The organism is Bradyrhizobium sp. GW821-FHT12B03, from assembly GCF_058807535.1.
Genome location: NZ_JBXAQU010000003.1, coordinates 34,843 through 61,488, shown reverse-complemented (window position 1 = coordinate 61,488; position 26,646 = coordinate 34,843). Strand labels below are relative to the sequence as shown.

At 65.6% G+C, this 26,646-nt stretch carries 21 protein-coding genes; 9 read left to right on the top strand and 12 right to left on the bottom strand.

Features of this window, described 5'->3' with window-relative positions; genetic code table 11:
* Positions 1-17: 17 nt before the first annotated feature.
* From AC1RUR_RS07415 to AC1RUR_RS07380, 8 genes are read left to right on the top strand one after another with little or no spacing between them, the layout of a single operon-like run.
* Complete coding sequence (locus AC1RUR_RS07415; RefSeq protein ID WP_492842455.1) at positions 18-1,556, top strand: sugar ABC transporter ATP-binding protein; 1,539 nt, start codon at positions 18-20, stop codon at positions 1,554-1,556.
* The gene (locus AC1RUR_RS07410) at positions 1,553-2,572 is read left to right on the top strand and encodes an ABC transporter permease (protein ID WP_492842454.1); all 1,020 of its coding nucleotides are present in this window, start codon (positions 1,553-1,555) and stop codon (positions 2,570-2,572) included. Before AC1RUR_RS07415 ends, AC1RUR_RS07410 begins: the two co-directional genes overlap by 4 nt.
* A complete protein-coding gene (locus tag AC1RUR_RS07405) occupies positions 2,565-3,575 on the top strand; it encodes an ABC transporter permease (RefSeq protein WP_492842453.1) in 1,011 nt (336 codons plus the stop codon). The genes AC1RUR_RS07410 and AC1RUR_RS07405 overlap by 8 nt, the downstream gene beginning before the upstream one ends.
* Positions 3,576-3,589: 14 nt before the next feature.
* Positions 3,590-4,465 (top strand): FAD binding domain-containing protein, encoded by an 876-nt coding sequence (locus tag AC1RUR_RS07400; protein ID WP_492842452.1) that lies wholly within the window; start codon positions 3,590-3,592, stop codon positions 4,463-4,465.
* A gap of 21 nt (positions 4,466-4,486) precedes the next feature.
* Entirely contained in the window at positions 4,487-4,942 is a 456-nt protein-coding gene (locus tag AC1RUR_RS07395; RefSeq protein ID WP_492842451.1) for a (2Fe-2S)-binding protein, read from the top strand.
* A gap of 12 nt (positions 4,943-4,954) precedes the next feature.
* Positions 4,955-7,324 (top strand): xanthine dehydrogenase family protein molybdopterin-binding subunit, encoded by a 2,370-nt coding sequence (locus AC1RUR_RS07390; RefSeq protein ID WP_492842450.1) that lies wholly within the window; start codon positions 4,955-4,957, stop codon positions 7,322-7,324.
* A gap of 12 nt (positions 7,325-7,336) precedes the next feature.
* Entirely contained in the window at positions 7,337-9,028 is a 1,692-nt protein-coding gene (locus AC1RUR_RS07385) for a hydantoinase B/oxoprolinase family protein (protein ID WP_492842449.1), read from the top strand.
* A gap of 23 nt (positions 9,029-9,051) precedes the next feature.
* A complete protein-coding gene (locus tag AC1RUR_RS07380; RefSeq protein WP_492842448.1) occupies positions 9,052-11,130 on the top strand; it encodes a hydantoinase/oxoprolinase family protein in 2,079 nt (692 codons plus the stop codon).
* 197 nt (positions 11,131-11,327) lie between these two features.
* Here AC1RUR_RS07380 and eutC read toward each other — a convergent pair whose 3' ends face one another.
* From eutC to AC1RUR_RS07325, 11 genes are all read right to left on the bottom strand, one after another.
* Positions 11,328-12,086 (bottom strand): ethanolamine ammonia-lyase subunit EutC, encoded by a 759-nt coding sequence (gene eutC, locus AC1RUR_RS07375; protein ID WP_492842447.1) that lies wholly within the window; start codon positions 12,084-12,086, stop codon positions 11,328-11,330.
* Between the two features lies 1 nt (position 12,087).
* Positions 12,088-13,479 (bottom strand): ethanolamine ammonia-lyase subunit EutB, encoded by a 1,392-nt coding sequence (locus tag AC1RUR_RS07370; RefSeq protein WP_492842446.1) that lies wholly within the window; start codon positions 13,477-13,479, stop codon positions 12,088-12,090.
* 5 nt (positions 13,480-13,484) lie between these two features.
* Positions 13,485-14,276 (bottom strand): histidinol-phosphatase, encoded by a 792-nt coding sequence (gene hisN / locus AC1RUR_RS07365; RefSeq protein ID WP_492842445.1) that lies wholly within the window; start codon positions 14,274-14,276, stop codon positions 13,485-13,487.
* Complete coding sequence (locus AC1RUR_RS07360) at positions 14,276-15,211, bottom strand: phosphotransferase (protein ID WP_492842444.1); 936 nt, start codon at positions 15,209-15,211, stop codon at positions 14,276-14,278. The genes hisN and AC1RUR_RS07360 overlap by 1 nt, the downstream gene beginning before the upstream one ends.
* Positions 15,212-15,228: 17 nt before the next feature.
* Positions 15,229-16,194 carry a phosphotransferase family protein gene (locus AC1RUR_RS07355; RefSeq protein ID WP_492842443.1) on the bottom strand — a complete coding sequence of 322 codons (966 nt, stop codon included), beginning with the start codon at positions 16,192-16,194 and terminating at the stop codon, positions 15,229-15,231.
* On the bottom strand, positions 16,191-17,471 hold the full coding sequence (locus tag AC1RUR_RS07350) for a Zn-dependent hydrolase (RefSeq protein WP_492842442.1): 1,281 nt from the start codon (positions 17,469-17,471) through the stop codon (positions 16,191-16,193). Before AC1RUR_RS07350 ends, AC1RUR_RS07355 begins: the two co-directional genes overlap by 4 nt.
* Positions 17,464-18,225, bottom strand: a complete 762-nt coding sequence (locus tag AC1RUR_RS07345) for a DeoR/GlpR family DNA-binding transcription regulator (RefSeq protein ID WP_492842441.1) — start codon at positions 18,223-18,225, stop codon at positions 17,464-17,466. Before AC1RUR_RS07345 ends, AC1RUR_RS07350 begins: the two co-directional genes overlap by 8 nt.
* A gap of 64 nt (positions 18,226-18,289) precedes the next feature.
* Positions 18,290-20,122: an ABC transporter ATP-binding protein gene (locus tag AC1RUR_RS07340; RefSeq protein ID WP_492842440.1), complete on the bottom strand. Its 1,833-nt coding sequence runs from the start codon at positions 20,120-20,122 to the stop codon at positions 18,290-18,292.
* The gene (locus AC1RUR_RS07335; RefSeq protein ID WP_492842439.1) at positions 20,119-21,039 is read right to left on the bottom strand and encodes an ABC transporter permease; all 921 of its coding nucleotides are present in this window, start codon (positions 21,037-21,039) and stop codon (positions 20,119-20,121) included. Before AC1RUR_RS07335 ends, AC1RUR_RS07340 begins: the two co-directional genes overlap by 4 nt.
* A 12-nt stretch (positions 21,040-21,051) precedes the next feature.
* Entirely contained in the window at positions 21,052-22,032 is a 981-nt protein-coding gene (locus AC1RUR_RS07330) for an ABC transporter permease (RefSeq protein ID WP_492842438.1), read from the bottom strand.
* Between the two features lie 69 nt (positions 22,033-22,101).
* Positions 22,102-23,685 carry an ABC transporter substrate-binding protein gene (locus AC1RUR_RS07325; protein ID WP_492842437.1) on the bottom strand — a complete coding sequence of 528 codons (1,584 nt, stop codon included), beginning with the start codon at positions 23,683-23,685 and terminating at the stop codon, positions 22,102-22,104.
* A 366-nt stretch (positions 23,686-24,051) separates the two neighbouring features.
* Between AC1RUR_RS07325 and AC1RUR_RS07320 the strand changes: the two genes are divergently transcribed.
* Complete coding sequence (locus tag AC1RUR_RS07320) at positions 24,052-25,242, top strand: MalY/PatB family protein (RefSeq protein ID WP_492842436.1); 1,191 nt, start codon at positions 24,052-24,054, stop codon at positions 25,240-25,242.
* 63 nt (positions 25,243-25,305) lie between these two features.
* Here AC1RUR_RS07320 and AC1RUR_RS07315 read toward each other — a convergent pair whose 3' ends face one another.
* Positions 25,306-26,622, bottom strand: a complete 1,317-nt coding sequence (locus AC1RUR_RS07315) for an NAD(P)/FAD-dependent oxidoreductase (RefSeq protein WP_492842435.1) — start codon at positions 26,620-26,622, stop codon at positions 25,306-25,308.
* Between the last annotated feature and the right edge of the window lie 24 nt (positions 26,623-26,646).

Genomic DNA, 26,646 nt, shown 5'->3' with positions numbered 1-26,646 from the left:
CGCCTACGGAGAGGGAGATGACCATCGACATCGACGCGAAACCGACCGAGCCCCTGCTCGTCTTGCGGGGCATCTCGAAGCGATTCACCGGCGTTCGCGCGCTCGACCGGGTCGATCTCGACGTCCGCGCCGGCGAGTTGCACGTTCTGTTCGGCGAGAACGGCGCCGGCAAATCGACGCTGATCAACGTAGTGTCGGGGACGTTTCCGCCGGACGAAGGCACATTCCATTTCGGTGGCGAGGAGATCCGCCATCTCACACCCCAGCGGGCGCGCGCGATCGGCATCAGTCCGGTGTTTCAGGAATTCTCGCTGGTTCCCAGCCTCACGGTGGAAGAGAACCTGTTCCTCGGTCGCGAAGTCGCGCACGGCGGCGTGTTGCGCACCCGCGACATGCGAAAGCGCGCGCGAGCGCTGATCGACGAGCTCGGCTTCGACCTCGATCCGTCGCGGCGGGTCGACGATCTCTCGCGCGCGCATCAGCAGATGGCCGAGATCGCCAAGGCCCTGCTCGGCCGGGTACGCCTCTTGATCCTCGACGAGCCAACCGCTTCGCTGACCGAGCGTGAGACCGGACGGCTGTTTGAGCTGATTGCCCGATTGAAGAGCCAGAACGTCGGGCTGATCTACGTCTCGCACCGCATGCGCGAGATCCGCGCGCTGGCCGATCGCGTGACCGTGCTGCGCGACGGCCGTCACATCCGCACCCTCGACGCCGCGACCTCGAGTGACGGAGAACTGGTCGAGCTGATGACCGGCCGCAAGATCGACCTGCTGTTTCCGACGATCGCGCACACGCCGGACAAGGTCATGGTCGACGTTGAAAACCTCACGCTCGCCGATGGCAGTGTGCGGGACGTGAACTTCCATGCGCGCGCCGGCGAAATCACCGGCATCGCAGGCCTCGTCGGTTGCGGAAAATCGGAGCTGATCCGCGCAATCTACGGGATTGAGCCGATCGCCTCCGGCACGGTCCGGATCGACGGCCTGCCTTACGAATTTCCGGCGCCGCGGCGCAGCTTGAAGCACGGCATCGCCTACTTCCCCGCCAACCGGATCGCCGAGGGACTCGCGCTGTCGCGCCCGATCCGTGAGAACGCCTCGATGACCGGGCTCGACCTGCCCGCCTTCGCCCGCTTCGGCGTGCTGCGGCAGGCTGCGGAGCGCGCGACGATCAAAGGCATCATGGAACAGCTTCAGCTCAGGCCACCCAATATCGAACGGACCGTCGGCGCACTGTCCGGCGGCAATCGTCAGAAGGTGATGCTCGGCCGGGCGCTGACGCGCGAGCTGACCGTATTCCTGTTCGACGAGCCGAGCGTCGGCATCGACGTCGGAGCCAAGCTCGAGGTCTACGAATTCATGAAACGCCTCGTCGAAGCCGGAGCCGCCGTGATCGTCGTGTCGTCGGAATTGCCGGAAGTGCTGGCGCTGTCGAACCGGCTTTACGTCATGCACCACGGCCGCATCGCCGCCGAACTGAACGGCTCCGAGAAGACCGAGCAGAACGTGCTGGCGAGCTTCTTCAAGGATCATCTCACGGCGGAGGTCGCATGAGCACGGCGCTGACGGCCGGCCAACCCAGGATTTCGATCGAGCTGGGTCGATCGATCGCCGGCCGGATCGGGTTCCTGCCGGCCCTGCTGCTCGCGCTGATCGCCGGCATGTCCGCCGTCGATCCCCAGTTCTACGGCCTCGTCAACATCCTCAACATCCTGCGCAACGCCTCGTTCCTGGCGATCGTTGCCTGCGGCCAGGCGCTGGTGATCGTCGCAGGCGGCTTCGATTTGTCGGTCGGTGCCGTCGTCGCGCTGGCGAGCGTGGTGACTGCCAAGACAATGGCAGCCACGGCGACCGCGTTTCCCGACAACAATGCGCTGATCATCGCAAGCGGCGTCGCCGCGGGGCTCGGCAGCGGACTCATGGTCGGACTGGTCAACGGCTTCTGCGTTGCGAAGCTCAAGGTCTCCGGCTTCGTGGTGACGCTGGGCACGATGTCGGCCACCGCCGGCGTCGGCCTCATGATCACGAGCGGCATCCCGGTCTACGGCATGCCCGACATCTTCGTGAAGGGATTTGGGCGCGCCCAGATGTTCGGCCTGCCGACCGCCATATATGTTGCGCTTGCCGTCATCCTCGTGATGATGTTCACGCAGCGGCGTACCCTGTTCGGCCGCTACGTCTACGCGATCGGCGGCAATGTCGATGCGGCCGTGGTCTCGGGCGTGTCGATCCAGCGTCACATCGTCGGGACCTATGTCGTCTCCGGCGTGCTCGCGGCCCTGGCCGGCATTTTATTGACCGCGCAGGTCGGCTCCGGTCAGGCGAGCTTTGGCGGCGACCGCATGATGCTGCAGTCGATCGCCGCCGCCGTGATCGGCGGGGTCAGCCTGCGCGGCGGCGTCGGCCGGGTCGAGGTTGTCGCCGTCAGTGCGCTGTTCCTGACCATCCTTGGCAACGCACTCAACCTTCTGCACGTGAACTCCCGCCTGCAGCCGGTCTTCCTCGGCGTCATCATGGTGGCCGCCGTGGCACTGGATGAATTCAGTCGACGGAGGAAGTCCCGTGTCTGACCTCGAATTGTCGGTCGCCAAGGACGCAGGCCGTGCGAAGCTGGTACCGGGTCAATGGTTCGCGCGCGCGATGCTGCCGATCGCGCTGATGCTGCTGTTGCTCGGCTTCGCCGCCGTCGATCGGGGCGTGCTCTCGCCGGGCAATCTGCTCAACATCGCGCAGCAGACCAGTTACCTTGCTCTGTTCGCCATGGCGCAGACCGTGGTCATCCTGACACGTGGCTTCGACCTCGCTCTCGGCCCGACGGTGTCGGCGGTGAGCGTCGGGACCGCGCTGGCGATGGCCGGCGCTACGGCGGCCGGCTATGACATAGGCAGCGTCCTGCTCGCCGGACTCGGTGCCGGCTTCGGCCTCGGCATCGCCTGCGGGCTTTTCAACGGCGTGGTTGTCGCGCTGCTCGGCGTCAGTCCCTTCGTCGCAACGCTCGGCAGCTACAATATCGCGATCGGCGTCGCGACCACCCTCTCCTCCGGGCGGCCGGTTCAGGGCGTGCCCGAGCTGTTCTCGCAGATCTTCTACGGCGGCAACGTCTTCGGCGTTCCCGCCGCCATCGCGATCACCGTTGCCGTCGGCATCGTGCTGCAGCTGATCCTGGCTCGCACGGTGTTCGGCCGGTCGCTCTACATCATCGGCACCAATCCGCGCGCAGCGGCGGTGGCGGGCCTGCCGGTCAAACGCATCCTTGTCGCAACCTATGCGCTGTGCTCGGCGCTCGCCGCGCTCGGCGCCATCATGATGACGGCGCGGACCGGCTCGGGCGAGCCGAATCTCGGCGGCTCGCTGTCGCTGCAAGCGATCGCCGGCGCCGTGGTCGGCGGCACCAGCCTGGCCGGCGGACGCGGCGGTGTCGGCACCGCGGTGCTCGGCGCCTTGTTCGTCACCATCCTGTCCAACGGCATGAACCTCACCCGCATCGACGGATACGTCCAGATGATCGTGCTCGGCGCGATCGTCATCATCGGCGTGCTGCTCGATCGCCTGCGGCTGGAGGGCCGTCAATGATGGCTGGATCTCTCATGCAAAGCTCTCTGCCTGAAACCCGCGGTTCAGCGGGCTCGATCTACGTTGCGCCGTCGCTGGCCGCCGCCCTCGATGCCTTGAACGATTATGGCCCGGCCGGCGCTCCCTTTGCCGGCGGCACCTGGATCATGAGGTCGCCGATCCGGCACGAGCCGCTCCGGAAACACTACGTCGCGATCGGGAAGATTTCCGAGCTGCGCGCAATCCAGATCGGCAACGACGCCATCGAGATCGGCGCGGCGGTCACCCACGCGGCGCTGGCGACGGCCTTGGCCGGGTTCCCGGAGTTCGACGTCCTCACGGCAGCCGCCGGCGGCGCTGCCAATCCCGCGATCCGCACGATGGCGACGATCGGCGGCAATCTCTCGACGCCCAATTTCGCCGCCGCCGATTGCGTGCCGGCGCTGCTTTGCCTTGATGCCGAGGTCGAGGTCGCGAGTCATGGTGATCGCGAGCGGATGAGCCTGAACGATTTCCTGAAGGCCCGATCGACATTGGCGCCCGGCCGCATGCTGACCAACATCATCGTGCCCCGCACGACGCGCAAGACCGCTCACGCCCGCCTGCCACTCCGCAGGTCGGGTGACTATCCGGTTGCCATCGTCAGCTTCTCCGCGAAACTCGATGCGCTCAACCGCGTCGAGCGCGTGCGGGTCGCGGTCGGCTCGGTCGAGCCGATCGCACGCCGCTGGGAACGGCTCGAAGCTGCACTGCTTGGCCGCACGCTCGAGCCGACGCAGGCGGCGAAAATCGCCGCCGAGCTGGCCGGCGAGTTCGCTGGCCGCGACAGCGTCGAGGCGCCCGCCTGGTACCGTGTCAACGTGTTGCCGAGCCTCGTGCGTCGCGCGACCGCCGCCGCGCTTGGCTCGTGAACGGCATTGCTGGAGGTGAACATGGTCCTGAGCCTGACGGTCAATGGCGATCGGCGCGCTTCTGCCGCCGATCCGATCACTCCGCTCGTCGATGTCTTGCGGGAAGAATTTCACCTCACAGGCGCCAAGCCGGTTTGCCGTGAAGGTTTTTGCGGAGCCTGCATGGTGCTGGTCGACGACCAGCCCACGCCGTCGTGCCTGATCCCTGTCGGGCTGGCGCAGGATTGCGAGATCCGGACGGTCGAAGGGCTCGCTGCAAGCGACGCGTTGAATCCGATTCAGCAGGCGCTGGAGGCCTGCGACGCCGTGCAATGCGGCATGTGCTTTCCCGGTATGGTGGTGACGTTGACGCATGTTCTGACGACCGCGCCCGGTGCGACGCGCGACGACATTCGCGCAGCGCTGACCGGCAACATCTGCCGTTGCACCGGGTATGAGCGCATCGTCGAGGCAGCCGCCGCCCTGGCCGCGAAATAATCGGGGGCATTCATGTCCGACGTCCCAGCAACCATGGATTTCCGCCGCCGCGATGCCCGCGACAAGCTGCGCGGCCGCACACGCTACACCGTCGATCGCTATCTGCCCGGCATGCTGCACGCAGCGGTGCTGCGCGCCAGCGTGCCCTCGGGGCGCATTCTCCGTCTCGACACCGGCAAGGCCGCGCGCATGCCGGGCGTGCGTGCGATCGTCACCGCGGCCGACGCGCCCGGCCAGATCGGGATCGGCATCGCCGATCATCCGCTGTTTGCCCGCGACGTGATCCGCTATGATGGCGAACCGCTGGCGGCCGTCGCCGCCGACACGCTTGCGCAGGCCCAGGCGGCGCTTGCGGCGATCGACGTCGAGATCGCGCCCCTGCCGGCCGCGCTCACCATGGCGGAGGCCCTCGCGCCCGATGCCCCGCTCGTCCATCCCGACTGGCGCCAGTACGAGGTCCTGTTCGAAGGTGGGGCACGCGCGGGCAACGTCGCCTGGGAGGCTACGGTCGTACGCGGCGACGTCGATGGCGCCTTCGCCCGACCGGACGTCGAGATCGTCGAAAGCACATTCCGCGTCGGTCGCCAGAACCACGTCGCCTTCGAGCCGCGCGCGGTGGTCGCGAGCTACGAAGACGGGCGCTTTCACATCGAGACATCAACGCAGGTGCCCTGGAGCATCCGCAACGCGACCGCGCGCATCCTTGGCATCGCCCCGTCGCAGGTGCGGGTCACAGTGCCGCCGGTCGGCGGCGGATTCGGTCTCAAGTTCGATCTCGCAGTGGAGCCGTTCGCCGCCCTGCTCGCCCGCGCCAGCGGACGGCCGGTGCGGCTGGTCAATTCGCGCGAGGAGGAGATGCTGACCTGCCTGTTCCGCGAGAATGCCGAAATCCGCATGCGCTCGGCTGTGACACGCGACGGCGAGATCGTCGGGCGCGAGGCGGTCGTCCTGATGGATTGCGGTGCGTATGGCGGGGAACAAATCTTCCTCACCACGATGACCGCCCATACGCTGGGCGGCAACTATCGGCTCGGCGCGGTGCGGCTGGTCTCGCGCGCGATCTACACCAACACGGCGCCGAACGGCGCGTTCCGCTGCTGCAACGGCGTCTACAATACGTTCGCGCTGGAGCGACATACCGACGAGATCGCCACCCGCATCGGCATGGATCCCCTCGCCTTCCGCCGCCGCAACGTGCTCGGCGACGGCGATCTCGGTGCCACCGGACAGGTATTCGAAGCCGACGTGCTCGGCCCGATGCTGGACCGGATGGATACGCTGCGCGACGCCGCCGCGCCGCCTCCCGAGCTGACCGACGGCCGGCTGTATGGCCGCGCGACCACGGTCGGCACCTGGTTCGTCTTCGTCGGCCCGTCGGCGGCGACCGTGAACATGAACGCCGACGGGACGGCGACGCTGGTGACGTCCGGTGTCGAGATCGGCTCCGGCTCGATGATGCAGAGCCTTCCCCAAATCGTCGCAAGCACGCTCGGAATGAGGCCCGACGACGTGATCGTGCGCGCAGCCGACACCGATGCGGCCGGCTACGACGTCGGTGTCGGCGGCGGCCGCACCACGGTCGCGCTCGGCGCGGCAAGCCTGTCGGCCGCGCAGGAGGTGCGGACCAAGCTGCTGAAGGTCGCCTCGGAGATGATCGAAGCGGCGCCCGCAGACCTCGTGATGCGCGAGGGGCGGATCGAGATCGCCGGCGCGCCCGGCTCCGGTCGCACGATCACCGAAGTTGCGACCCGTGCGCAAGCTCAGCTCGGCCCGATTTCCGGCACCGGCGCCTTCACCGGTGCCGGCGTCCCGGCGATGCCGGGTTGCGTCGCCGGCCACTTCATCGACGCGATCGACATCCCCGTCTTCGCCGTCCACGATTGCGAGGTCGCGGTCGATCCGGAGACCGGGCAGGTCGAGGTGCTGAACTATCGCGTCGTGCAGGACGTCGGCCGCGCGTTGAACCCGCGCGCGATCCATGGCCAGATCCAGGGTGGCGTGGTGCAGGGACTGGGCTATGCCTTGCACGAAGAGGTGACGATCGGCGCAAACGGCCGCGTCCGCCAGAACGGATTTGAAACCTATCGGGTGCCGCTCGCGCTCGATGTCGTGCCGGTCGAAGTCAGCCTGTACGAAGGCGCGCCGTCGGTCGGCCCGTTCGGCACCAAAGGCGCCGGCGAGGTGCCGATCCTGAACGTCGGCGCGGCTATCGCCTGCGCCGTCGCCAACGCGACGGGAAAACGCGTCCAGGAACTGCCGCTGACGCCGCCGCGGGTGCTCGAGCTGCTGCTCGGCCGCAAGGATGAGCTCAGTCTCCCCCACATCGCAAAGGCCTGGGCCGACAATCTGGTGCGGCCGCACGGCACGGCTGCACGAAATTGAAAGTGACGCATCTTGGCCATTGCAACCATCGAGTCCACTGCGTCGTTCGATCCAGTCACCCACGAAATCATCCAGGGCAAGCTGCTCTCCGTCGTCGACGAAATGGCGATCGTCATGACCAAGACCAGCATGAGCCCGGTGATCTACGAGGTGCTGGATTTCGCATGCGGCATTTGTAACGCGCACGGCGAGCTCATCGCCCAGACCAATGGAATCACGCTGTTTACCGGAACGTTCGGCGCGCAAATCCGCAGCGTCATCGACCGGTTCGGCGCGTCGATCTTTCCCGGCGATGTGATCGTCACCAACGACCCCTTTCGTGGCGGCACCCATGCCTGTGATTTCGCGATCGTGCGTCCGGTTTTCGCCGAAGACCGGCTGATCGCGTTTGCCATCAATGTCGCGCATTGGCTGGACGTCGGCGGCGCGATCCCGGGAAGCCTGCCGCCCGATGCGACCTCGATCTTTCAGGAAGGGCTGCGGCTGCCCTGTGTGAAGATTGCCGAGAAAGACCAATTGGTCGAGAGCATCGTCGAGATCATCCGCGAGAACGTCCGGCTTCCCGACATGGCCATCGGCGACCTCCATGCCCAACTCGCGACCGTCCGCATCGCCGATCTGCGGCTGCAGGAGGTGGTCGGCCGATATGGTGCCGGCACGCTGCTCGCTTCCTTCGATCAGCTGCTGCGGGATTCCGAGAAGAGAGCCAGGGACATCATCCGGTCGCTGCCGGATGGCGAGTACATCGCCACCGACATCGTCGACGGCGACGGCGTCAATCCGCTTCCCATCGAGGTCAAGGTTGCGGTCCGTATCGCCGGCGACAGCATGGAGGTCGATTTCACGGGCTGCCCCCCGGCGTGCGCCGGTCCGATCAACTGCGCCCGCGGCGCGCTGCACTCCGCGGTGAAGACGGTCTTCAAAGCCCTGGTCGCGCCCTACGAACCCTCGAACGAAGGCTGGTTTCGTCCCCTGTCGGTCTTTGCCCCGCAAGGCACGCTGTTTACCGCCGAGCGACCCTCTCCCACCGGTTGGTACTATGAAGGATCGGTGCAGGCCTCCGAGCTGGTCTGGAAGGCGCTCGCGCCGATCCTGCCAGAACGATTTTCGGCCGGCTCCTATACCAGCCTCTGCGTTACTTACATCGCCGGACATGATGAGGCCGGCGAATTGTTCGTCCACATCGAACCCGAGCACGGTGGCTGGGGAGCCTGTCACGACAGTGATGGCGCCAATGCGCTGATCGCGCTGACCGACGGCGACACCTACAACTATTCCATCGAACTCATTGAAGCCAAGTTTCCGCTGCTGGTCGAGCGCTACGGCTTCAATGTCGAAGGCGGCGTCGGCGCCGGCCGCTTTCGTGGCGGATACGGCCTGGTGAGGGAGTATCGGGTGCTGGCCGAGCGCGCCGAGGTCTATTGCGGCTTTGGGCGGACGGTCACGCCGCCATGGCCGATGGATGGCGGCGAGTGCGGATCGGTCAACTACCTTGAACTCGTGCAGCCAGATGGAAACGCCTTGAGGCTCGGGCGATCGCCGACCAGGCCGGTCGGCCGAGGCGACCGTATCAAGATCGTGACGGGTGGCGGCGGCGGTTGGGGAGCGCCATCGGACCGAGACCCCGCAGCGGTGACGGCCGATGTCGAGAGCGGGCTGATCTCTCCGGAAGACGCTCGGCGCATTTACGGAAGACCGCAATAACGCCCGGCCAGGAGTGCAGCTGCATGATTCGCGTTGCGACGGATGTGGGCGGTACCTTTACCGACCTGATTGCCTATGACGACACCAGCGGCGCCGTCGTCTTTTCGAAAAGCCTGACAACCGTCGACGACCAGTCGATCGGCGTGCTCGACGCCATCGCCATGGCCGAGCAATCCGGCCTGGGCGTTGACGGCATCGGCTTCTTCGTGCACGGCGGCACCACCGTCATCAACGCCATCACCGAACGCAAGGGCGTCAAGACCGCGCTGGTCACAACGGCCGGCTTCCGCGACGTGCTCGAAATCGGCAGGGGCAACCGGCCCGATCTGTATAATCTGCGCACCAGGACTCCGGCGCCCTTCGTACCGCGTCATCTGCGGTTCGAGGTGAGAGAACGCATGAGCGCATCGGGCGAGGTCCTGCACCGCCTGGACGAGGAAGATGTCGCGCGCTGCGCCCGGCAATGCCGCGAGCAGAACGTTGCTGCGGTCGCGATCATCTTTCTTCACAGCTATGCGAATCCCGTCCACGAGCAGCAATGCGCCGAGCTGCTGCGCAAAGAGCTGCGCGGGATATCGGTATGCGCCAGTCACGAAATCTCGCGGCAATGGCGGGAATACGAGCGGTCCAACACGGTCGCGCTCAATGCCTATGTTCAACCCATCATCCGGAACTATTTCGACAACCTCGATGCGGCGCTGCAGAGGAAGCGGTTGAACTGCCCCTATTATGCGATGCAATCGAACGGCGGCATTGCGAGCTTCGAACAGGTGGTGACGGCTCCCCTCACGCTGGTCGAATCCGGTCCATCCGGCGGCGTCGCTGGCGCGGCGCGCATCGGATCGGAAATCGGTGAAACCGACGTTCTGTACCTGGACGTCGGCGGCACGACCGCGAAATGCTCACTGATCAAGGCGGGACAGCCCAAGGTCGACGCCGACTATCGCCTCGAGAAGACGCGACGCTCTCCCGGCTACACCATTCAAGTCCCGGTCGTTGATATCGTGGAGGTCGGCGCTGGCGGAGGCTCGATAGCCTGGCTCGACCCGAGCGGCAGGCTGCGGGTCGGCCCGCAAAGCGCGGGCTCCTCCCCTGGGCCGGCCTGTTACGGCAGAAGCGGCGTCGACCCGACGGTGACGGACGCCAAGCTGGCCCTCGGAATTCTGGACCCGCTCACCTTCGCCGAGGGCCGCATGCCGCTCGACGTCGATCGTGCGCGCACGGCGATCGCCCGCGTTTCCCTGCCGATGAAGCTTTCCGTCGAGCAGGCCGCGCTGGCCATCGTCAAGGTGGCCGAGGAGTCCATGACCAACGCGCTGAAGTTGATCACGATACAGCGGGGCCACGATCCGCGCGACCTCGTGCTGATCGTATCCGGCGGCGCGGGACCGTTGCTGGCGGCCAGCCTCGGGCGGGAACTGAACGTCAAGCGGACCGTGATTCCCACCCATCCCGGAATTTTTTCGGCCTGGGGAATGCTCGCCGCGCGGCCGCGGGCCGACATCAGGCGCACGGTGCTGAAGACGGTTCGCGAGCAAGAGATGAATTCGATCTCGCAATTGTTTGCGGAGCTCGAACGGGAGGCCCGCGCATATTTCGCCGGGACCGGCGCGGAGAGACTGAAATTCCATCGCCACGCCGAGATGCGATATCGCGGCCAGGAGCACAGCGTCTCGGTGGCCCTTTCCGGCGGCAGCGCGGAGGAATTGTTGTCCGACTTCCATGCCGCCCATCAGAAGGCGTTTTCGTTTGCGCTGACGGAGGCAACGGCCGAGATCACGATGCTCCATCTGCAGACCGAGGTGCTCAGCGACGTGATCGCCCTGCCGAATATTCAGGGCAACCGGCAGACCACGCGCGACAACGCCCTCAAGGGCCAACGCCTCGTTTTCCTTGCAAGGGAGAATGATTGGGTCGCCTGCAACGTCTATGATCGAAACCGGCTTCCGATCGGATCGTCGATTCCCGGCCCTGCGCTCATCGAGGAACCCACGACGACGACGTTCGTGCCGTCCGACCAGGCCTTCACCCGCGACGAGACGGGTCAGCTGATCATCCAGGGGCCTCCATCGATTGCGGGGGCGCAAGCTGGAGCGGCATGAGTGAACGCTCCGGCAAGAGAACATCGAAAACAACCCCATGCACAGTAGCCGCGGCCTGCGGAATCAATGACTTGCGCGTGTGACGGTGCAGTTTGACTCGTCGGGCAAAACAGGGGCATTATGCCACCTTCGGAAAATCCGTCGGAGCGCTGCCGGGGCAGCCCACGCCGCGCCGCCTGCCGCGGCGTCTCACAGCGTCAGTCGCGCGGCAACCCCACCAAGGCATCCTTCAACCCAACGCCGCTGATACCCGTTGTCAGCATATCGGCAACCAGCGACGCCACTCCGTCAGCTGCGCTGTCGATGGTGAGGCCGCCGGCGCGGATGTTGGAGATGCAATTCCGCCTCGAATCCGGCGTGCCCGGCCGCGGCGAGCAGGTCACATAGACCCCGATGCTGTCGGCGGCCGAAAGGCCGGGCCGCTCCCCGATGATCACGATGGAGATCCGCGCAGCCACGATCTCCGCGATGGGATCGCCGAGCGCGACGCGCGCCTGCGAGGCCAGAACCAGGGGAGCCATCGACAATTGACGGGCCGAAAGACGCGCGACGATGGCCCGCACCAGCGGCACGGCGTTCGTATCGATGGCGCTGGCAGACAATCCGTCCGCAACGACGATCAGGATATCGTGGTTCGAACCGGCGCCGGCGAGACGTTGTGCCGCCTGCGACGCGAGCTTCCGGCCCAGATCCGGACGGCGGACATAGGTGGCGCGGTCACCGGCCTGGCTTTCAACCTCGACGATGCCCGGCCCGAGGCCAGCCAGCCCGGATCGAACCGACGCCCAATCGACCTCCGACCACACCGCCTGCCGGGCGCGGGCATGATCGAGCAGGAACGACTGCGCCGCCCGCGTCGGCAGCCCCGCGCCGAACCGGCCGAGCAGCACCCGTGCCTGGGTCATCGCCCGGAGATCGAATGACGCCACGGGCTTTGGATCGCGATTCTCGGTCATGTCATGCTCCGAGCAGCCGGGCATCGGCCATGTAATTCGCAAGCCTCGGTGGCGCCTCCAGAAGCCGGCCGGCCCCGTCGGTGAGCCCGATGTCGCGCAGCCATCGTTCGAACTCCGGCGCCGGCGGCCGTTGCAGGATCTCGCGGCAATAGACCGCGTCATGATGCGCGAGCGACTGGTAGTTCAGCATCACGTCGTCGGCTCCGGGCACGGTGATGACGAAGTTGACGTTGGCCGCGCAGAGCAGCGTCAGCAGCGCATCCATGTCCTCCTGGTCGGCATCCGCGTGGTTGGTGTAGCAGACGTCCACGCCCATCGGCAGGCCGAGCAGCTTGCCGCAGAAATGATCTTCGAGGCCCGCACGGATGATCTGCTTGCCGTTGAAGAGATACTCCGGACCGATGAAACCGACGACGGTGTTGACCAGCAGAGGGCTGAATTCGCGCGCCACCGCGTAGGCGCGCGCCTCCATGGTCTGCTGGTCGACGCCGAAATTCGCCTCGGCCGAGAGTGCGGCGCCCTGCCCGGTCTCGAAATACATCAGATTGGCGTCGATCGCACCGCGACCGAGGCCGCGCACGGCCTCGTGCGCCTCCCGCAGCAGCGCCAGGCTGACGCCGAATCCCTCATTGGCCTTCTGCGACCCCGCGATCGACTGGAACACGAGATCGACCGGCGCCTTCGCCGCCATCGCCTTCAACGCCGTCGTCACGTGGCCGAGGCAGCAGGTCTGCGTCGGAATCGACAGACGCGCGCGCAGCTCGTCCAGCAGCGAAACGATGCGGATGTAATCGTCCACGGTATCGGTCGCCGGATTGACGCCGATCACGGCGTCACCCGATCCCATGAGGAGACCGTCGATCGCCGACGCGGCAATGCCGTAGGAATCGTCGGTCGGATGGTTCGGCTGATTGCGTGTCGAAAGTCGTCCCTTGAGCCCGATCGTCGACCGGAATCGCGTGATCACCTCCCGCTTGGACGCCACGGAAATCAGGTCCTGCAGCCGCATGATCTTCGAAACCGCGGCCACCATCTCGGGCGTCAAGCCGGGCGCGACCTCCTCGAGCAGCCGCGGGGAGGTCTCCGGCCTGAGCAGCCATTCGCGGAATTCGCCGACCGTCAGCGACGCGACGATCGCGAAGGCCGCCTCATCATGCCGTTCCATGATCAGGCGCGAGACCTCGTCGGTCTCGACCGGGATCAGCGCCTCGGCGAGGAAGGCCTTGAGCGGCAGATCCGCGAGCGCCATCTGCGCGGCAAGCCGCTCGACCGGTCCTTCGGCGGCAATACCGGCCAGCTGATCGCCCGACCGCTCCGGCGTCGCCTTGGCCAGGAGATCCCTGAGGTCGGCGAAGCGATAGACGGTCCCGTCGATGGTCGTCCTGAACGGCATGCGCGCTACCCGCGGATCAGAGCCAGCGCGTCCGCGTGAAGCCTCGGCGTGGCGGCCGCCAATACGCGCCCTTCCGATCGAATCGTCAGCGGACGTCCCGCCCAATCGGTGATGCAGCCGCCGGCGCCCTGCACGATCGGTATCAGCGCCATATAGTCATGCGGCTGAAGGCCGGTTTCGAGAACGATGTCGCAGTGCCCCGACGCAAGCAGGCCATAGATGTAACAGTCGCCGCCGAAACGGCGCAATTTCGCGGCGCGCGAAATCCGCTCGAACGCCTCGGCATCGCCGCGGTTGACGAACATATCGGGCGACGTCGTGTAAAAGCGCGCATCCGCGATGCGCTCGCACGCGCTGGTCCGCGCCGATCCGCTGCCGAACAGAGCCAGGCCCGGCTTCCCTGTCCATCGCTCTCCCGTGAAGGGAACGTCGATCAGGCCGCAGAACGGCTGCTCCTGATAGGTCAATGCGATCAGCGTCCCGAACAGGGGAAAGCCGGAGATGAAGCTCTTGGTGCCGTCGATGGGATCGACGATCCAGGTGAAGGCGCCGCCTGGCTTGCCCCCGATCTCCTCGCCGATGATGCCGTGGTCCGGAAAGCGCTGCTCGATCCTCTCCCTGAGACGCAGCTCGACGGTGCGATCGGCAATCGTCACCGGGCTGTCGTCGGATTTGGAGGCGACCTCCAGCGGCGTCCGGAAATAGGACAGCACGATGGGCCTGACCAGATCGGCAAGTTCGGCGGCAAAGGACAGGTAGAGGTCGGCATCGTCTGCCGCGACGGCTGGGTGTGCCATCATAGCGCCTTCAGAAACAGCGGCCATCGGGGATCGTGGATGATGGATCGGGCCCGCATGTGCTTCCATATGCCGTACTTGTAGAAGTCGAAGTCCAGAGTCGAGATCCGGTTCTGCACCATCGCCCAGGTGCTCCACTTGATATCGGCGAGCGCCTTGTGAACGATGAAGCGCGCATGCCACTGCTTGTTGCAGGAGCCGAAATACTCCTCGATGATTTCCTGCTCGACGTCCTCGGAGAAGAAGTGCTCCCCGCTCCAGATTGCGAGGTCGTAGAGCCTCTCGTTGTTGGAGGCATATTCGAAGTCGATCAGCTTGATCGACCTGTCCTCCCCGACGAGAAAATTCCCCGGCATCGGATCGTTGAAGCAGGGCACAAGATCGAGCCCGGCCGCTTCGAGCGCCGCACGGGCCTGCCGGTACTGACGATACAGCCAGGCATGATCTTCCGGCCAGTAGCCGCCGAGCTGCCTCACCTGCTCGTAATGCTCGTCGATCATGTCGAACACGGTCTTGGTCAGCGGCAGCGGCTGGCCTTCGTGAAAACGGCGATACATCCTGACGACGCTGGCGCGAAACCGCGGGTCGACGCAATCGCGATGGGTCGACGCGCGGCGGTCGTCCAGGAACTCGGACACCTCGATGTCCAGGTGGTCCAGATAGTCGAAGGTGCGGGGCCCGACCGCCATGATCTCCGCCTGCTTGCTCGCGGCCCGCGCCGCGCCGCGATCGATGAACATCTCGGTGCCGCGACCGGGTATCTTGACGAAATAGCCGACCGGGTCGCCTTCGACCGCGACACGAAAATTGGTGTTGCTGATGCCGCCCGACACCGGCCTGTAGGTCAGACGAGACCCCTTCCAGGCTTCCACCTGAACGATGGCCGCCTCCAGCGCCCGTTCGGCGTCGGACCGGCCTGCCCCAACCTCCATCATCACCTTGTCCACCTTCGCTAGAGAGATCGTAGCCGCTGTTCAAAGCCGGGATGTCCGAGCAGCATCCGGCATCGCAGGAAGCGCCACGCCGCGTATTTCAGGAACTCCACGCCCTGCACCGGCGAGCGGATATCCTGCAACAGGCTGCGAAGCGCCCAGTAGAAATCGTCGGCGGCTGCGTAGAGCCGGCACCGGCTGAAGGCCTTCTCGCTGAACTGGCCGTCATGCATTTCCAGAAGCGGCTTCATCTGGCTCTCGAACTGATAGAGCTCGTTCATCTGAACCCCCAGCTGATAGTAAGGGTCGATGTCGCCGGCCATGTCGAAGTCGACCAGCATCATGGCGTCTTCAGGACCCAGCATCACGTTGGAGGAGTGCGGATCGCCGTGCGCCGGTCTTAGCTCCACGCCGGCCGCAGAAATCGCCGCTCGGATGGAGGTCATCCAGGCCAGCATCCAGGCCGCGTCGCCGGGAAGCACGGCGCTGGACTTCGAGACCAGCGGCCAAAGCTGATCAATGCCGTCGAAGACGGACCAGGGCCGCCCCAACGGTTCGCCGTCGGCGATCATCTTCTGCATTTCAACGAGCCGCACCACGGCGCCTTCCTGCATCAGGTCGTCGATCTTCGCCGTGCGCCAGCCGTCGCCGAGCCGCGCGAACAGCATGGCTCTCTCCGCGGGCGCACGCGCGATCGGCGTGGGCGACAGGCCCAGGCCAAAAAGGCGTCGCGCGGCCACAAAGGCCATGTCGTCGTCGACGAGTTCGGCGACCTCGTCGTTCGCCAGCCGCAGAAACAGGCTTGCTTCAATGCCGTCGGGCGCGACGTCGAAGGTGGTCGCCTCGACGGCGTGGTAGGACGGAGAAGCCACCGGAAACGCGGACACAGCGTAAGCGGCCCTGGCCGCATCGGTGTCCAGCAGATTCCTGATGGCGCGTTCGGCGCGCATCTCCATGACCGTATCCGGATGACCGAGCGTCTTCATGCCGCCGCCTCGTTTGCTGGCAGTCCTTCACTGGCAAGTGCGTAGAGCATGTCGGCCAGGACCTGCGTTCCCAAGGCCTGGTCCGCCGCGCTCGTGAACTCGGTCGGATGATGAATGACGCCGTCGCGCGAACGCACCGCCAGGACGATCGAGGGACAGACGCCGGACAGCGCCACGGCATCGTGACCGCCGATCGTATCGAGATGACGCGCCGTTTCGCCGAAACCTGCGGCCGTTCGCTCCGCGAGCGAGATCAGCCCTTTCGCAAATCGGCCGGCCTTGCGGCGATCGATCGCCCTGACCTCGAATGTCACCCCGGCCTTCTCCGCCGCGGCCTCCATCCGAAGTTTCATCTTCCGTTCGGCCTCGGCGAGAACCTCGGGCGAGCCCGAACGCAGCTCGATGAAGAGAACGGCCTCGGCGGGAACGGTGTTGGGCGAATTCGGAGACACCTCCAGGCGGCCGACCGAGGTGTGCAGATCGAGGCCGTGCTCGCCGGCGATCTGCTTGAGATCGGCGATGAGATAGGCAGCCCCCAGCAATGCGTCCTTGCGCTTTGCCATCGGCGTCGCCCCCGTATGGGCCTGCCGGCCGAGGAAGGCGAGCCGATACTTGGTCGCGCCCCAGAAGCGGGTGAAGATTCCGAACTTTTCATTGGCCTCGAACAGCGCCTTGTCGCCCTCGATGTGAAGCTCGATCAGCGCGCCCGGAATCGCCACGCTGTCGCTGCCGGCATAGCCGATCTGCGCCAGGGATTCGCGCACCGTCACGCCATCGCCGTCCTTTCGCGCGAGCGCCCATTCGCGCTCGAGCGCGCCGGCAAACACGCTGCTTCCCAATAGGCTCGGCTGGAAGCGCGCGCCCTCCTCGTTGGTCCAGTTCACCACCTGGAAATTGCAGACCGGCAGCTTCTTCTCGGCCTTCAGCCGCTCCGACACGGCAAGCACCGCCTCGCAGGCCGAGACGACGCCGAGCGCACCGTCAAAGCGGCCGCCATTGGGCTGGCTGTCGATATGCGATCCGACCATGACCACCGGCGCGTTGGCGCCAGCCAGCGACAGGCTCCCGAACTGATTGCCGATGGCGTCGACGGACTGGGTAAATCCGTTCCGGGCGAACCAGCGGCCGAGCCAATCACGCGCCGCTCCGTCCTCCTTCGAGAGCGAAAGCCGCGTCATCGATCCGTCCGGCCCGCCGCCGAACACGGACAATTCGTCCATCATCGCCTGGAGACGCGATGGATTGATGGGAGCGCGCTCGGGGGCGATGTCAGGCATAGATGATTTCCACGTTGGACTTGAGGAACTGGTCGGAGAAGTCTTTGGTCAGGGTGCTCCCCGTGATCACCGCGTGGATGTCTTGCAGGCCGAACGTATGGATCGAGCCGAGGCGGCCGAACTTGGAGCTGTCCGCCACGATGACCGAGCGCTTCGCCTGCGCACGGGCCACGCGGCGGATGATCGCCTCGTCCTCGCCGTAGTCCATGAAGCCGCGCTCGGCATGGACGGCGCTGATCGCGATGATGGCGAGATCGAAGAAGTGCTCCTTCATCGCTGCCGCCGTCTCCGGACCGAAGGTCGCCTGATAGTCGGGGCGCAACCGCCCCCCGAGCACGCGGACGCTGGGCGTCGCCGAATAATAGAACTGGGCCGCCACCGCGAGCGAATTGCTCACGATCGTGAGATCCTTGCGGGTCTCGAGATGCTTCAGGCAGGCCAGCGCCGTGGTCCCCTCGTCGACGAAGATCTTCATGCCGTCCTTGACCAGGGCCGCGGCCGCCTCGCCGATCCGGGCCTTCTCCCGCGCGCCGACGCGCAGGCGATCGGCAAAGGGCTGGTCGCTCTCCTGGCGGTCGAGCACGGCACCGCCATAGACGCGGCGGGCAAAACCTTGCGTCTCGAGCTCGCGGAGGTCACGGCGGATCGATTCCTGGCTGACCTTGAACTGATCGACGAGGTCCTTGACGTGGACGCGCTGGTTCTGCCGCAACAGGTCGCGGATCAGCTCCAGGCGATGCTCGGTAAAGCTCATGGACGTTCCCCGGCTGTATCGGCACTTCCGGCCGCTGCGCGGCCCTTCTTGTTCATGAACCTCCTCATGGCACGGTGACGCGCACCTCGCCGGAAGCCGCCGGCGGCACGACCAGGTGACAGGCTGCGAAATCCTGCCGCTCGCGCACCGTCAGGCTGGGTTGAACGCGGCTGCATTTGTTCATGGCCTGCGGGCAGCGGGATCTGAAGCTGCAACCGTCGGGGATGTCGAGCGGGCTCGGCGGCTCCCCTTCCAGCAGGCACTCCTCCGGCCGGTAGCGACGCTGCTCGAGCGTCGGCATCGCGCTCAGGAGCGCCTTCGTATAGGGGTGTCCCGGGTCGAAGAAGAGGCGCTCATTGTCGGCGAGTTCGAAGACCTCGCCGAGATACATCACCGCCACGCGATTGCAGGCCTTCCTCACCATCGCAAGATCGTGCGAGATGAAGATGTAGGTCAGGTCATACTCCTTCTGAAGCTTCTGGAAGAGGTCGAGCAGCTTGAATTGCTCGGCCTGATCGAGCGCCGACAGCGTCTCGTCCATGATCAGGATTTCCGGCTCGAGGACGAGCGCGCGGGCGACGTTGACACGCTGCCGCTGTCCCGCGCTCAGGCCGAGAGGAAGCTCTTCGTAAAGCTCGGCCGGCAGCCCCACCTCTCCCATCACCTTCAGGACGCGCTCGCGAATCCTGGCCTTGTCGCGCCAGCCGTGCGTCCGCAGCGGATCTTCCAAAATCCTTCCGATCGAGGTCCGCGGCGGCAGCGAGCCGAACGGGTCCTGCAGCACCATCTGGAGCTTGCCGCGAAACGCCAGCAGAGCGCTGCCCTTCAGTGCTGCGATATCCTGGTCCGCGCAGAGGATCTGTCCCGAGCTCGGCAGTTCGAGCCGGCACAGCAGCCGCATCAGGGTCGACTTGCCGCAACCGGACTCGCCGACGATGGCGAAGCTGTCGCCGCGGCGGACGTCGAAGGTGACGTTGCGGACGGCGCGAACCAGATTGACCCCGCCGAAGCCGGTCTTCTTCCTGACCTTGTAGATCTGCGAGGCGTCACGCAGGCTGAGAACCACCTCCCGCCGGTCGTCCAGAGGGGGCGTCGCCGCCGGCTCGCCCCATATCCTCGGGGTCTGCCGCACCAGCTCTCGCGTGTAGGGATAGACGGGCTTGCCGATCAAATCCTCGGTCGACTGCTCCTCGACGATCCGGCCTGCATCCATCACCAGGATCCGCGAGCAGGCTTCGCGCGCCACCGGCAGCGACGACGTGACGAACAGGACGGCGGTGTTGAAGCTCGTCGTCAGCTCCTTCATCAGCCGGATCACCTGGGCCGCGACCGTGACGTCGAGCGGCTGGGTGACGTTGTCGGCGACCAGGAGCGCGGGGTTGGTCACCAGCGCGTCGACGATCAGCGCGCGCTGCATCATGCCGCCCGAGAATTGGGAGGGATAATCGTGAAAGCGGTTGCGCGCGGACGGGATGCGAACGGCATCGAGAAGCTCGATCACGCGGCGCTCGGCATCGCGCCGCGATACGCCGGGCACCACCGAGCGCATCTTCTCGACGATCTGGGCGCCGACCGGCAGCGTGGGATCGAGCGCCCCCATCGGATTGGCGCCGACGTAGGAAATCCGCTGGCGCAAGCTGCGCATGTCGGCGCCACCGATCTCATAGATGTCGCGCCCCTCGAACAGGACCTCGCCGGACCGCTTCGTCAGCGGCGGTTCCAGCCAGTTGACCACGGCCTTGGACAGCACGGTCTTTCCGGAGCCGCTGGCGCCGACCACCCCGACGATGTCGCGCGGCGCGAGGCTCAGCGACACGCTGTCGAGAATGATCTTCGCCGAGCCGGCGCGGCCGGCGGCAACGGTCAGGTTCCTGAGTGCGAGCAGCGGCTGCGTCATCCTTCCCCGCCTCCATGGACCGTGTTGCGTGCGCGCTCCAGGGAAGCACCGATCAGGTTGATGCTGGTGAGGGTCAAGCCCAGGAACAGGCCCGGCATGGTGGCGATCCACCACGCGTTCAGCAGATATTTGCGCCCGTCCGCGATGATGTTGCCGAAGGTCGGCGTCGGCGGCTGGACCCCGAGCCCGAGAAAGCCGAGCGTCGATTCGAAGATCATCATGCGGGCCACGTCGAGCACGGAGGTGAACAGCACCGGCGGCAGCAGCAACGGAAGCAGCAGGGTGAGGATGATTCGCGCGTCTGTCGATCCGCCGATCTTCGCGGCACGGACATATTCGCGCTGCCGCTCGGTCATCACGATGCTGCGCATGATGCGCGCATAGACCGGCCAGTTGGAGACGCCGAGCACCACGATGATCGCCGGGATGGTCGGCCGGGAGACGCCGAGGACGGAAATGGCGAGGATGATCATCGGGATCGACAGCTGGGCGTCGGTGAGCCGCATGATGACGGCATCGGTCCGCCCGCCGAAATAGCCGGCGATCGTGCCGAGCGCGCAGCCGATCGCCAGCATGACGATCACGGACGCGACCCCGATCAGGAACGAGTAGCGCAGGCCGACGAGCGAGCGCACCAGCATGTCGCGGCCGATCTGGTCGGTGCCGAGCGGATGAGCCCAGCTCCAGTTGTTGCCGAGAAGCAGCGGCGGCAGCAGGCGGGCTTTGACATCCATCTTGGTCGGATCGATGCCGCTCAGCTCGGGATAGAGTGCGGTGGCCAGCGCGAGCACGAGAAAGATGCCGAGGCCGACGCGGAATCCCGGCGTGGATGCCGCCTTGCCGAAGATGCGGCGGGCAATCGAGCGTTGGGCCGGCTTGTGCGCGATCGGCGCGCCGGCGGCAGTGGCGACGGACATCAATATCGAGCCTTAATATTCGAGCCTTGGGTCCATGGTGGTGGCGACGAGGTCGACGATGATGTTGATCAGCACGAAGATGGCGCTGGTCACGATGGCGATCCCCTGGATCAGCGGAAAGTCGCGCTGGAGCACCGCGTTGATGGTCAGGAGGCCGAGCCCCGGATAGTCGAAGATGTACTCGACGATGATGACCCCGCCGAGCAGGCTCGAAAACTGGATCCCGAGCAGATTGAGCAGCGGCACCGAGGCGTTGCGCAGCGCATGGTTGGCGATGATGCGGCTGCGCCCGAGGCCGCGGACGTGCCCGACCGCCACATAGGGCTCCGTCATCTGCGCCGAGACGGAGCTCACCAGCGTGCGGATCAGCACCGGCGACAGCTCGACCGCGAGCACGATCGCCGGAAGGATCGTATAGGCAAATCCCCTGTAGCCGATCGCGGGCAGCCATCCGAGCTTGACGGAAAACAGCAGCGCCAGAACGATTCCGAGCCAGAAGTTCGGCAGCGATATGAAGATCGAGGAGATGTAGAACGCCAGCTTGTCCGGCCATCGTCCGATTGCGAGGCCTCCGGCAATGCCGACGATCGCGGAGAACACCAGGGCGATCACCAGCGTCACCGCGGCAAGCTGCAGCGTCATCGGCAGTGCCTCGAGGATCAGGCTCAAGACCTTCGCCCGCTCACCGCGCGTGGTGTCGTTGAAGTTTGCCCCGCCCGTCGCCGCTCCGTTCGCAGGGCGGACGAAGGACTGCCCGAGATCGCCGCGCGCGACGCCGCCGATGTAGCGCCCGAACTGGACGACGATCGGATCCCGCAGGCCCATGTCGGTCGCGATCTTCTCGATCAGGGCTTCGGGCGCCATTCCGCCGGCCATCAGCCGCACCGGATCTCCCGGCACGACCCGCAACAGCGTGAAGATCAGCAGCGAGACCAGGAAGATGATCAGGACGCCCTGGGCCAGACGCCGCAGGAGGAAATTCAGGACGAACATCCCTAAGCTCCGTGAAGGACACGGCGTGCCGCGCGCCGCCCGATCGCGGCACGCGGCAGCCAGTCATGGTCAGGCGACGGGCTTGGACGCATCCATCGATCCATCCGGGTAGATGTAGAGGCCTTCGAACTCCTTCTGCATCGCGTGAATCATCACGGAGGTGAAGAGCGAAAGCGCCGGCATCTTCGAGGCGAGCAACGGCATCGTCTCGGTCTGGAGGATCTTCTTCCGCTCCTCGAGGGTCGGGGCGCTGCGCTCCTTGTCGAGGCTGGCATCGATCGCGGAATCCTCGATGCCGCAGATGCGATGCGAGGAGGAGTGGAAATGCGTGCGCAGGATCAGGTCAGGCTCGGGCGAACCGGTCGACCAGCCGCAATCCACCATGTGGCCGGGCCCGCCGCCCGGGCGATGGTACAGCCGCTCGTTCCAGGCCGCCGGCTCGAGCACGGTCAGGCTGACATTGAAGCCCTGCTCGTTCAGCATCGCGGTGATGATCTCACCGTATTCCTTGGTCTTGGGATAGAAGCCCACCGACGTGATGTATTCGAGCGGCGGCAAGCCCTTGCCGTTGGGGAAGCCCGCCTCGGCGAGCAACGCCTGGGACTTCTTCGGATCGAACTTCGGATAGTTTTCGAGGTCGACATAGCCGAACTTCACCGGAGAGACGAAGTTCGACGAGGCGTGGCCCGCCGAACCCAGCACTTCGAGGATGAGGTCGCGGTTGATGGCGTGGCAGGCGGCCATGCGGATGCGGGGATCGTTGAACGGCGGCTTCGAGCAGCGGAACCAGAGATATTTGTTCTCGACCGACACCACCCGGTTGATGCGGATGTTGGGGTTGCCCTTGACGGTGTCGACCTGCTCCGGCTCCAGGCGCTCGACGATCGAGGCCTGGCCGTTCATCAGCGAGAGCATGCGTGTCGTGGAGTCGCCGGTGAAGGTGAAGCTGATCCCGGCGATGGCCGGCTTGCCCTTGAAGTAGCCATCGAACGCCTTCAGCACGGTATCGTTGCCGCGCTGCTCGACGAACTTGAACGGACCCGTGCCGTTGAGACGTTGCGAGAGCACGCCGCCCGGACCGCCCGCGATGTCCTTTGCCGACATGATCGGCAGGAACGCCGCGAGGAACATGAAGAGGTGCGCGGGATAACCGCCCTTCGAGGTGTCGACGATCACGGTGTAGTCGTCGGGCGTCTCGATCTTCAACGTTTCGCTGGGGCCGGGATACCATTGCGCCGGGCGATCGGGCTTGGATCCGTATTCGAACGTAGCCTTGACGTCCTCCGCCTTGAACGGCTTGCCGTCGTGGAAGGCCACGCCCTGACGCAGCTTGATCTGCAGGCGGTTGGGGTCGAGCAGCTTGATGTCGGTTGCAAGCTCGTAGATCACCTCGCCCGGATTATCGAGCTTCATCGGCGTGCGGGTCAGGAAGCCCATCACGAAGCCTTCGATGTTCTTCTGCGACAGCGTCGTGTGCGCGGTCGGATCCCAATTGCCGGTGATGTTCTCCGCCGACAGAAAGGTCATGGTCTTGCCCGCCTGGGCGTGAGCCTGAGCGATGAAGAAGTCCGGGTTGATTTGCATGTAGCCGGCCGCGACCGCGGCTCCCGCCGCCCCCTTCAGAAAGTCGCGACGGTCAAACTTCGGGTGCATCGACATTCCCCTTTTCCTGGAGCAACCGCTAAATCGGTCAAAACGGTCATGCAGATGCCGTGCCAGATCGGATTTTGCGGCATAAATTGTGGATTTTGACCGATCTTGCGCCAAATGCTCGCGTTAGGGGCACCAATGGGTGTGCAAGGCGCCAGCGCCTTGGCGGACCCCGCCTGCGCCGCGGGCACTCCGTGAACAGCATTTGGACGCCTCGGCCCGCTGCGCTCAATTCCGAACGCGCTGCCCGGCGGCCCGAACCTGGCGATCCCGCCTTGCGAAAACCCCGGGGATGGCAATGCGGTCGCCTGCCTTCTCGCGTAATCTGACGCTGCCTCCCATCCAACGAAAGCGCCGCGGACAAAGATCATGACCAGCCGAGAGACGATCAGCTTCGAACTGTCGCAATCTGCACTGCAGGCGCGCCGCAATGCCAAATGGAATCAGTACGACGCCGACGTCCTGCCCGCCTTCGTTGCAGATATGGATTTTGCCGTCGCCGCCCCGATCCAGGCGGCGATCGAGCGGATCGTCCGGGATCGCGATTACGGCTATCCGCTGCGCGATGGCCAGAAGCCGGACCGGCTCGTCGCCGCGGCCTTCGCCGACCGGATGAAATCCCGCTGCGGGTGGGAGCTCTCGCCCGATCTCGTGCTGCCGCTGGCGGATCTGGTGCAGGGGACCTACGCGCCGATCCTCGCGTTCTCGGATCCCGGCGATGGCGTCGTTCTCCAGGTCCCGAGCTACCCGCCGTTTCGCGACGCCATCAACACGACGGAACGCCGGCTTCTGGCGTTGCCGATGCGCGACAACGGGAGCCGCCACGTCTTCGACATGGACGAACTGGCCGCGCTGGTCGACCGGCGAACCCGCATCTTCGTGCTGTGCAATCCGCAGAACCCGACCGGACGGGTGTTTTCCCGGGACGAATTGCTGTCATTGGCCCGCTTCGTCATCGACCACGATCTCATCGTCATTTCGGACGAGATCCACTCCGACCTGGTCTATCCCGGACACCAGCACATTCCGTTTGCCTCGCTCGGCCCCGACATTGCCGCGCGCACCGTGACCCTCAACTCGGCGACCAAGAGCTTCAACATTCCGGGCCTGCGCTGCGCGGTGATCGCCTTCGGCAGTGACGAGCTGCGCAGGCGATTTCACACCCGTATCCCGCTGCGGCTGACAGGCCAGCCCAACGTCGTCGGCGCCGACGCAACGGTGGCCGCCTGGACCGAAGGCCAGCCCTGGCTCGATGCGGTGATGGACCACCTTCACAAGGCCCGGAACAGGGTCGTCGAGGTGCTCGCAGCGGAAGTGCCGGAGATCCGTTTCCGTGCTCCGGAAGCCACCTACCTCGCCTGGCTCGATTGCCGCGAACTCCGTCTGTCGGCGGCCGCGTTCCCGTTCTTCCTGGACAAGGCCCGACTCGGCTTCAGCGCCGGAGAGACCTTTGACCCCGACTGCGCGCAGTTCGTCCGGCTCAATTTCGCAACCTCGATGCCGATCCTCGACCAGATTCTGGATCGAATGATCGTGGCTGCGCGGCAGAACGACCGGTGATGCCCATTGAACTGGCGACCGTTCGGGACGACCGCAGTTGCCGGCCGACCTCAGCGCCGCGGATCACGCGGCGTTCCTCAGGCGCTTGAAGCGCTCCATGCGGAACGGCGCGGGATCGACGCGAGGCGTGGATCCCGTTACCAGATCGGCCATCAACGCGCCGGCGCCGGGGCCGATACCGAATCCGTGGCCGGAGAAGCCGGTTGCGATGTGGAAGCCCGGAACAGAACCAACCGGCGCGATGACCGGCACAGCATCCGGCGTGACATCCATCAGGCCAGCCCACATCTGCGTGACCTTGGCGTCGCGGAACGCCGGGAATGCTTCGCGCAAATGGCTGATGCCGCCCAGCACGAAGCGCGGCGACGGATCGGGATCGAGAATGCGGACCTGCTCGAAGGGCGTGACCTCGTCGCTCTTCCAGCTTCGGGCCATCGTCAGCTCACGAAGAAACTGGCCGCCGATGCGCAGCGTCAGCTCCTTCCAGCTCTTGATGAGCGTCGGCGTATAGTCGCAGAACAGACGGAAGCTGTCCGGCGTGATCGGAGCGACGTTCGCGTTGCGTTGGGCAACGGTGAAGCCGCCGTCCAGACGGCGGCGGAAGGCGAAATTGCCCGCACCAACGGCGAAATCCGGAACACCGTCGACCGCGGAAACGCGGGCGACGCTACCGAGGATCTTCAGGACCGGAAGATCGATGCCCATGTTGCCGGCGAACAGGCGCGACCAGGCTCCGCCCGCCAGAACGACGGACGAACAGCGGATCTCGCCGCGCTCGGTGACGCAGCCGCTGACCCGGCCCGCCGTTCGTTCGATGGAGCGGACGGCGCAGTTGGTGAGGATATGCGCGCCTTTGGCGGCCGCGCCCCGCGCGATGGCCGGAACGGCGATGAACGGCTCGGCCTTGCCGTCACTCGGTGTATGCAGCGCGGCACGGAACGGTTTTGCCATTCCCGGAATGAGCGTCCTCAGCTCGTCTCCCCTTGCGAAGCGGGAATCGAGACCAAACGGCGCGGCGTGCTTCAACCACGCCTCGTACATGGCAATGTCGGCATCGTTTTCGCAGAGATAGGCGACGCCGGCCTGCCGAAACCCGGTTTCGCCGCCGATCCGCTCGTTCATGCCGCGCCAGATCCGAAGACTTTCAATTGCGAGCGGCAATTCGGCCGGGTCGCGCCCCATCTGGCGTACCCAGCCCCAGTTCCGCGCCGACTGCTCCGCCCCGATCAACCCCTTTTCGCACACGGCGACGCTCACGCCGCGCTCAACCAGCGAAAGCGCCGTCGAGATGCCGACGATACCGCCGCCAATGACGACGACGTCCACCTGCGCAGGCAGCTCCTGCGGCGCGACGACGAGATCAGGAATAATTCTGGACATATTGTCCTCCTGGAAACGAAGCAA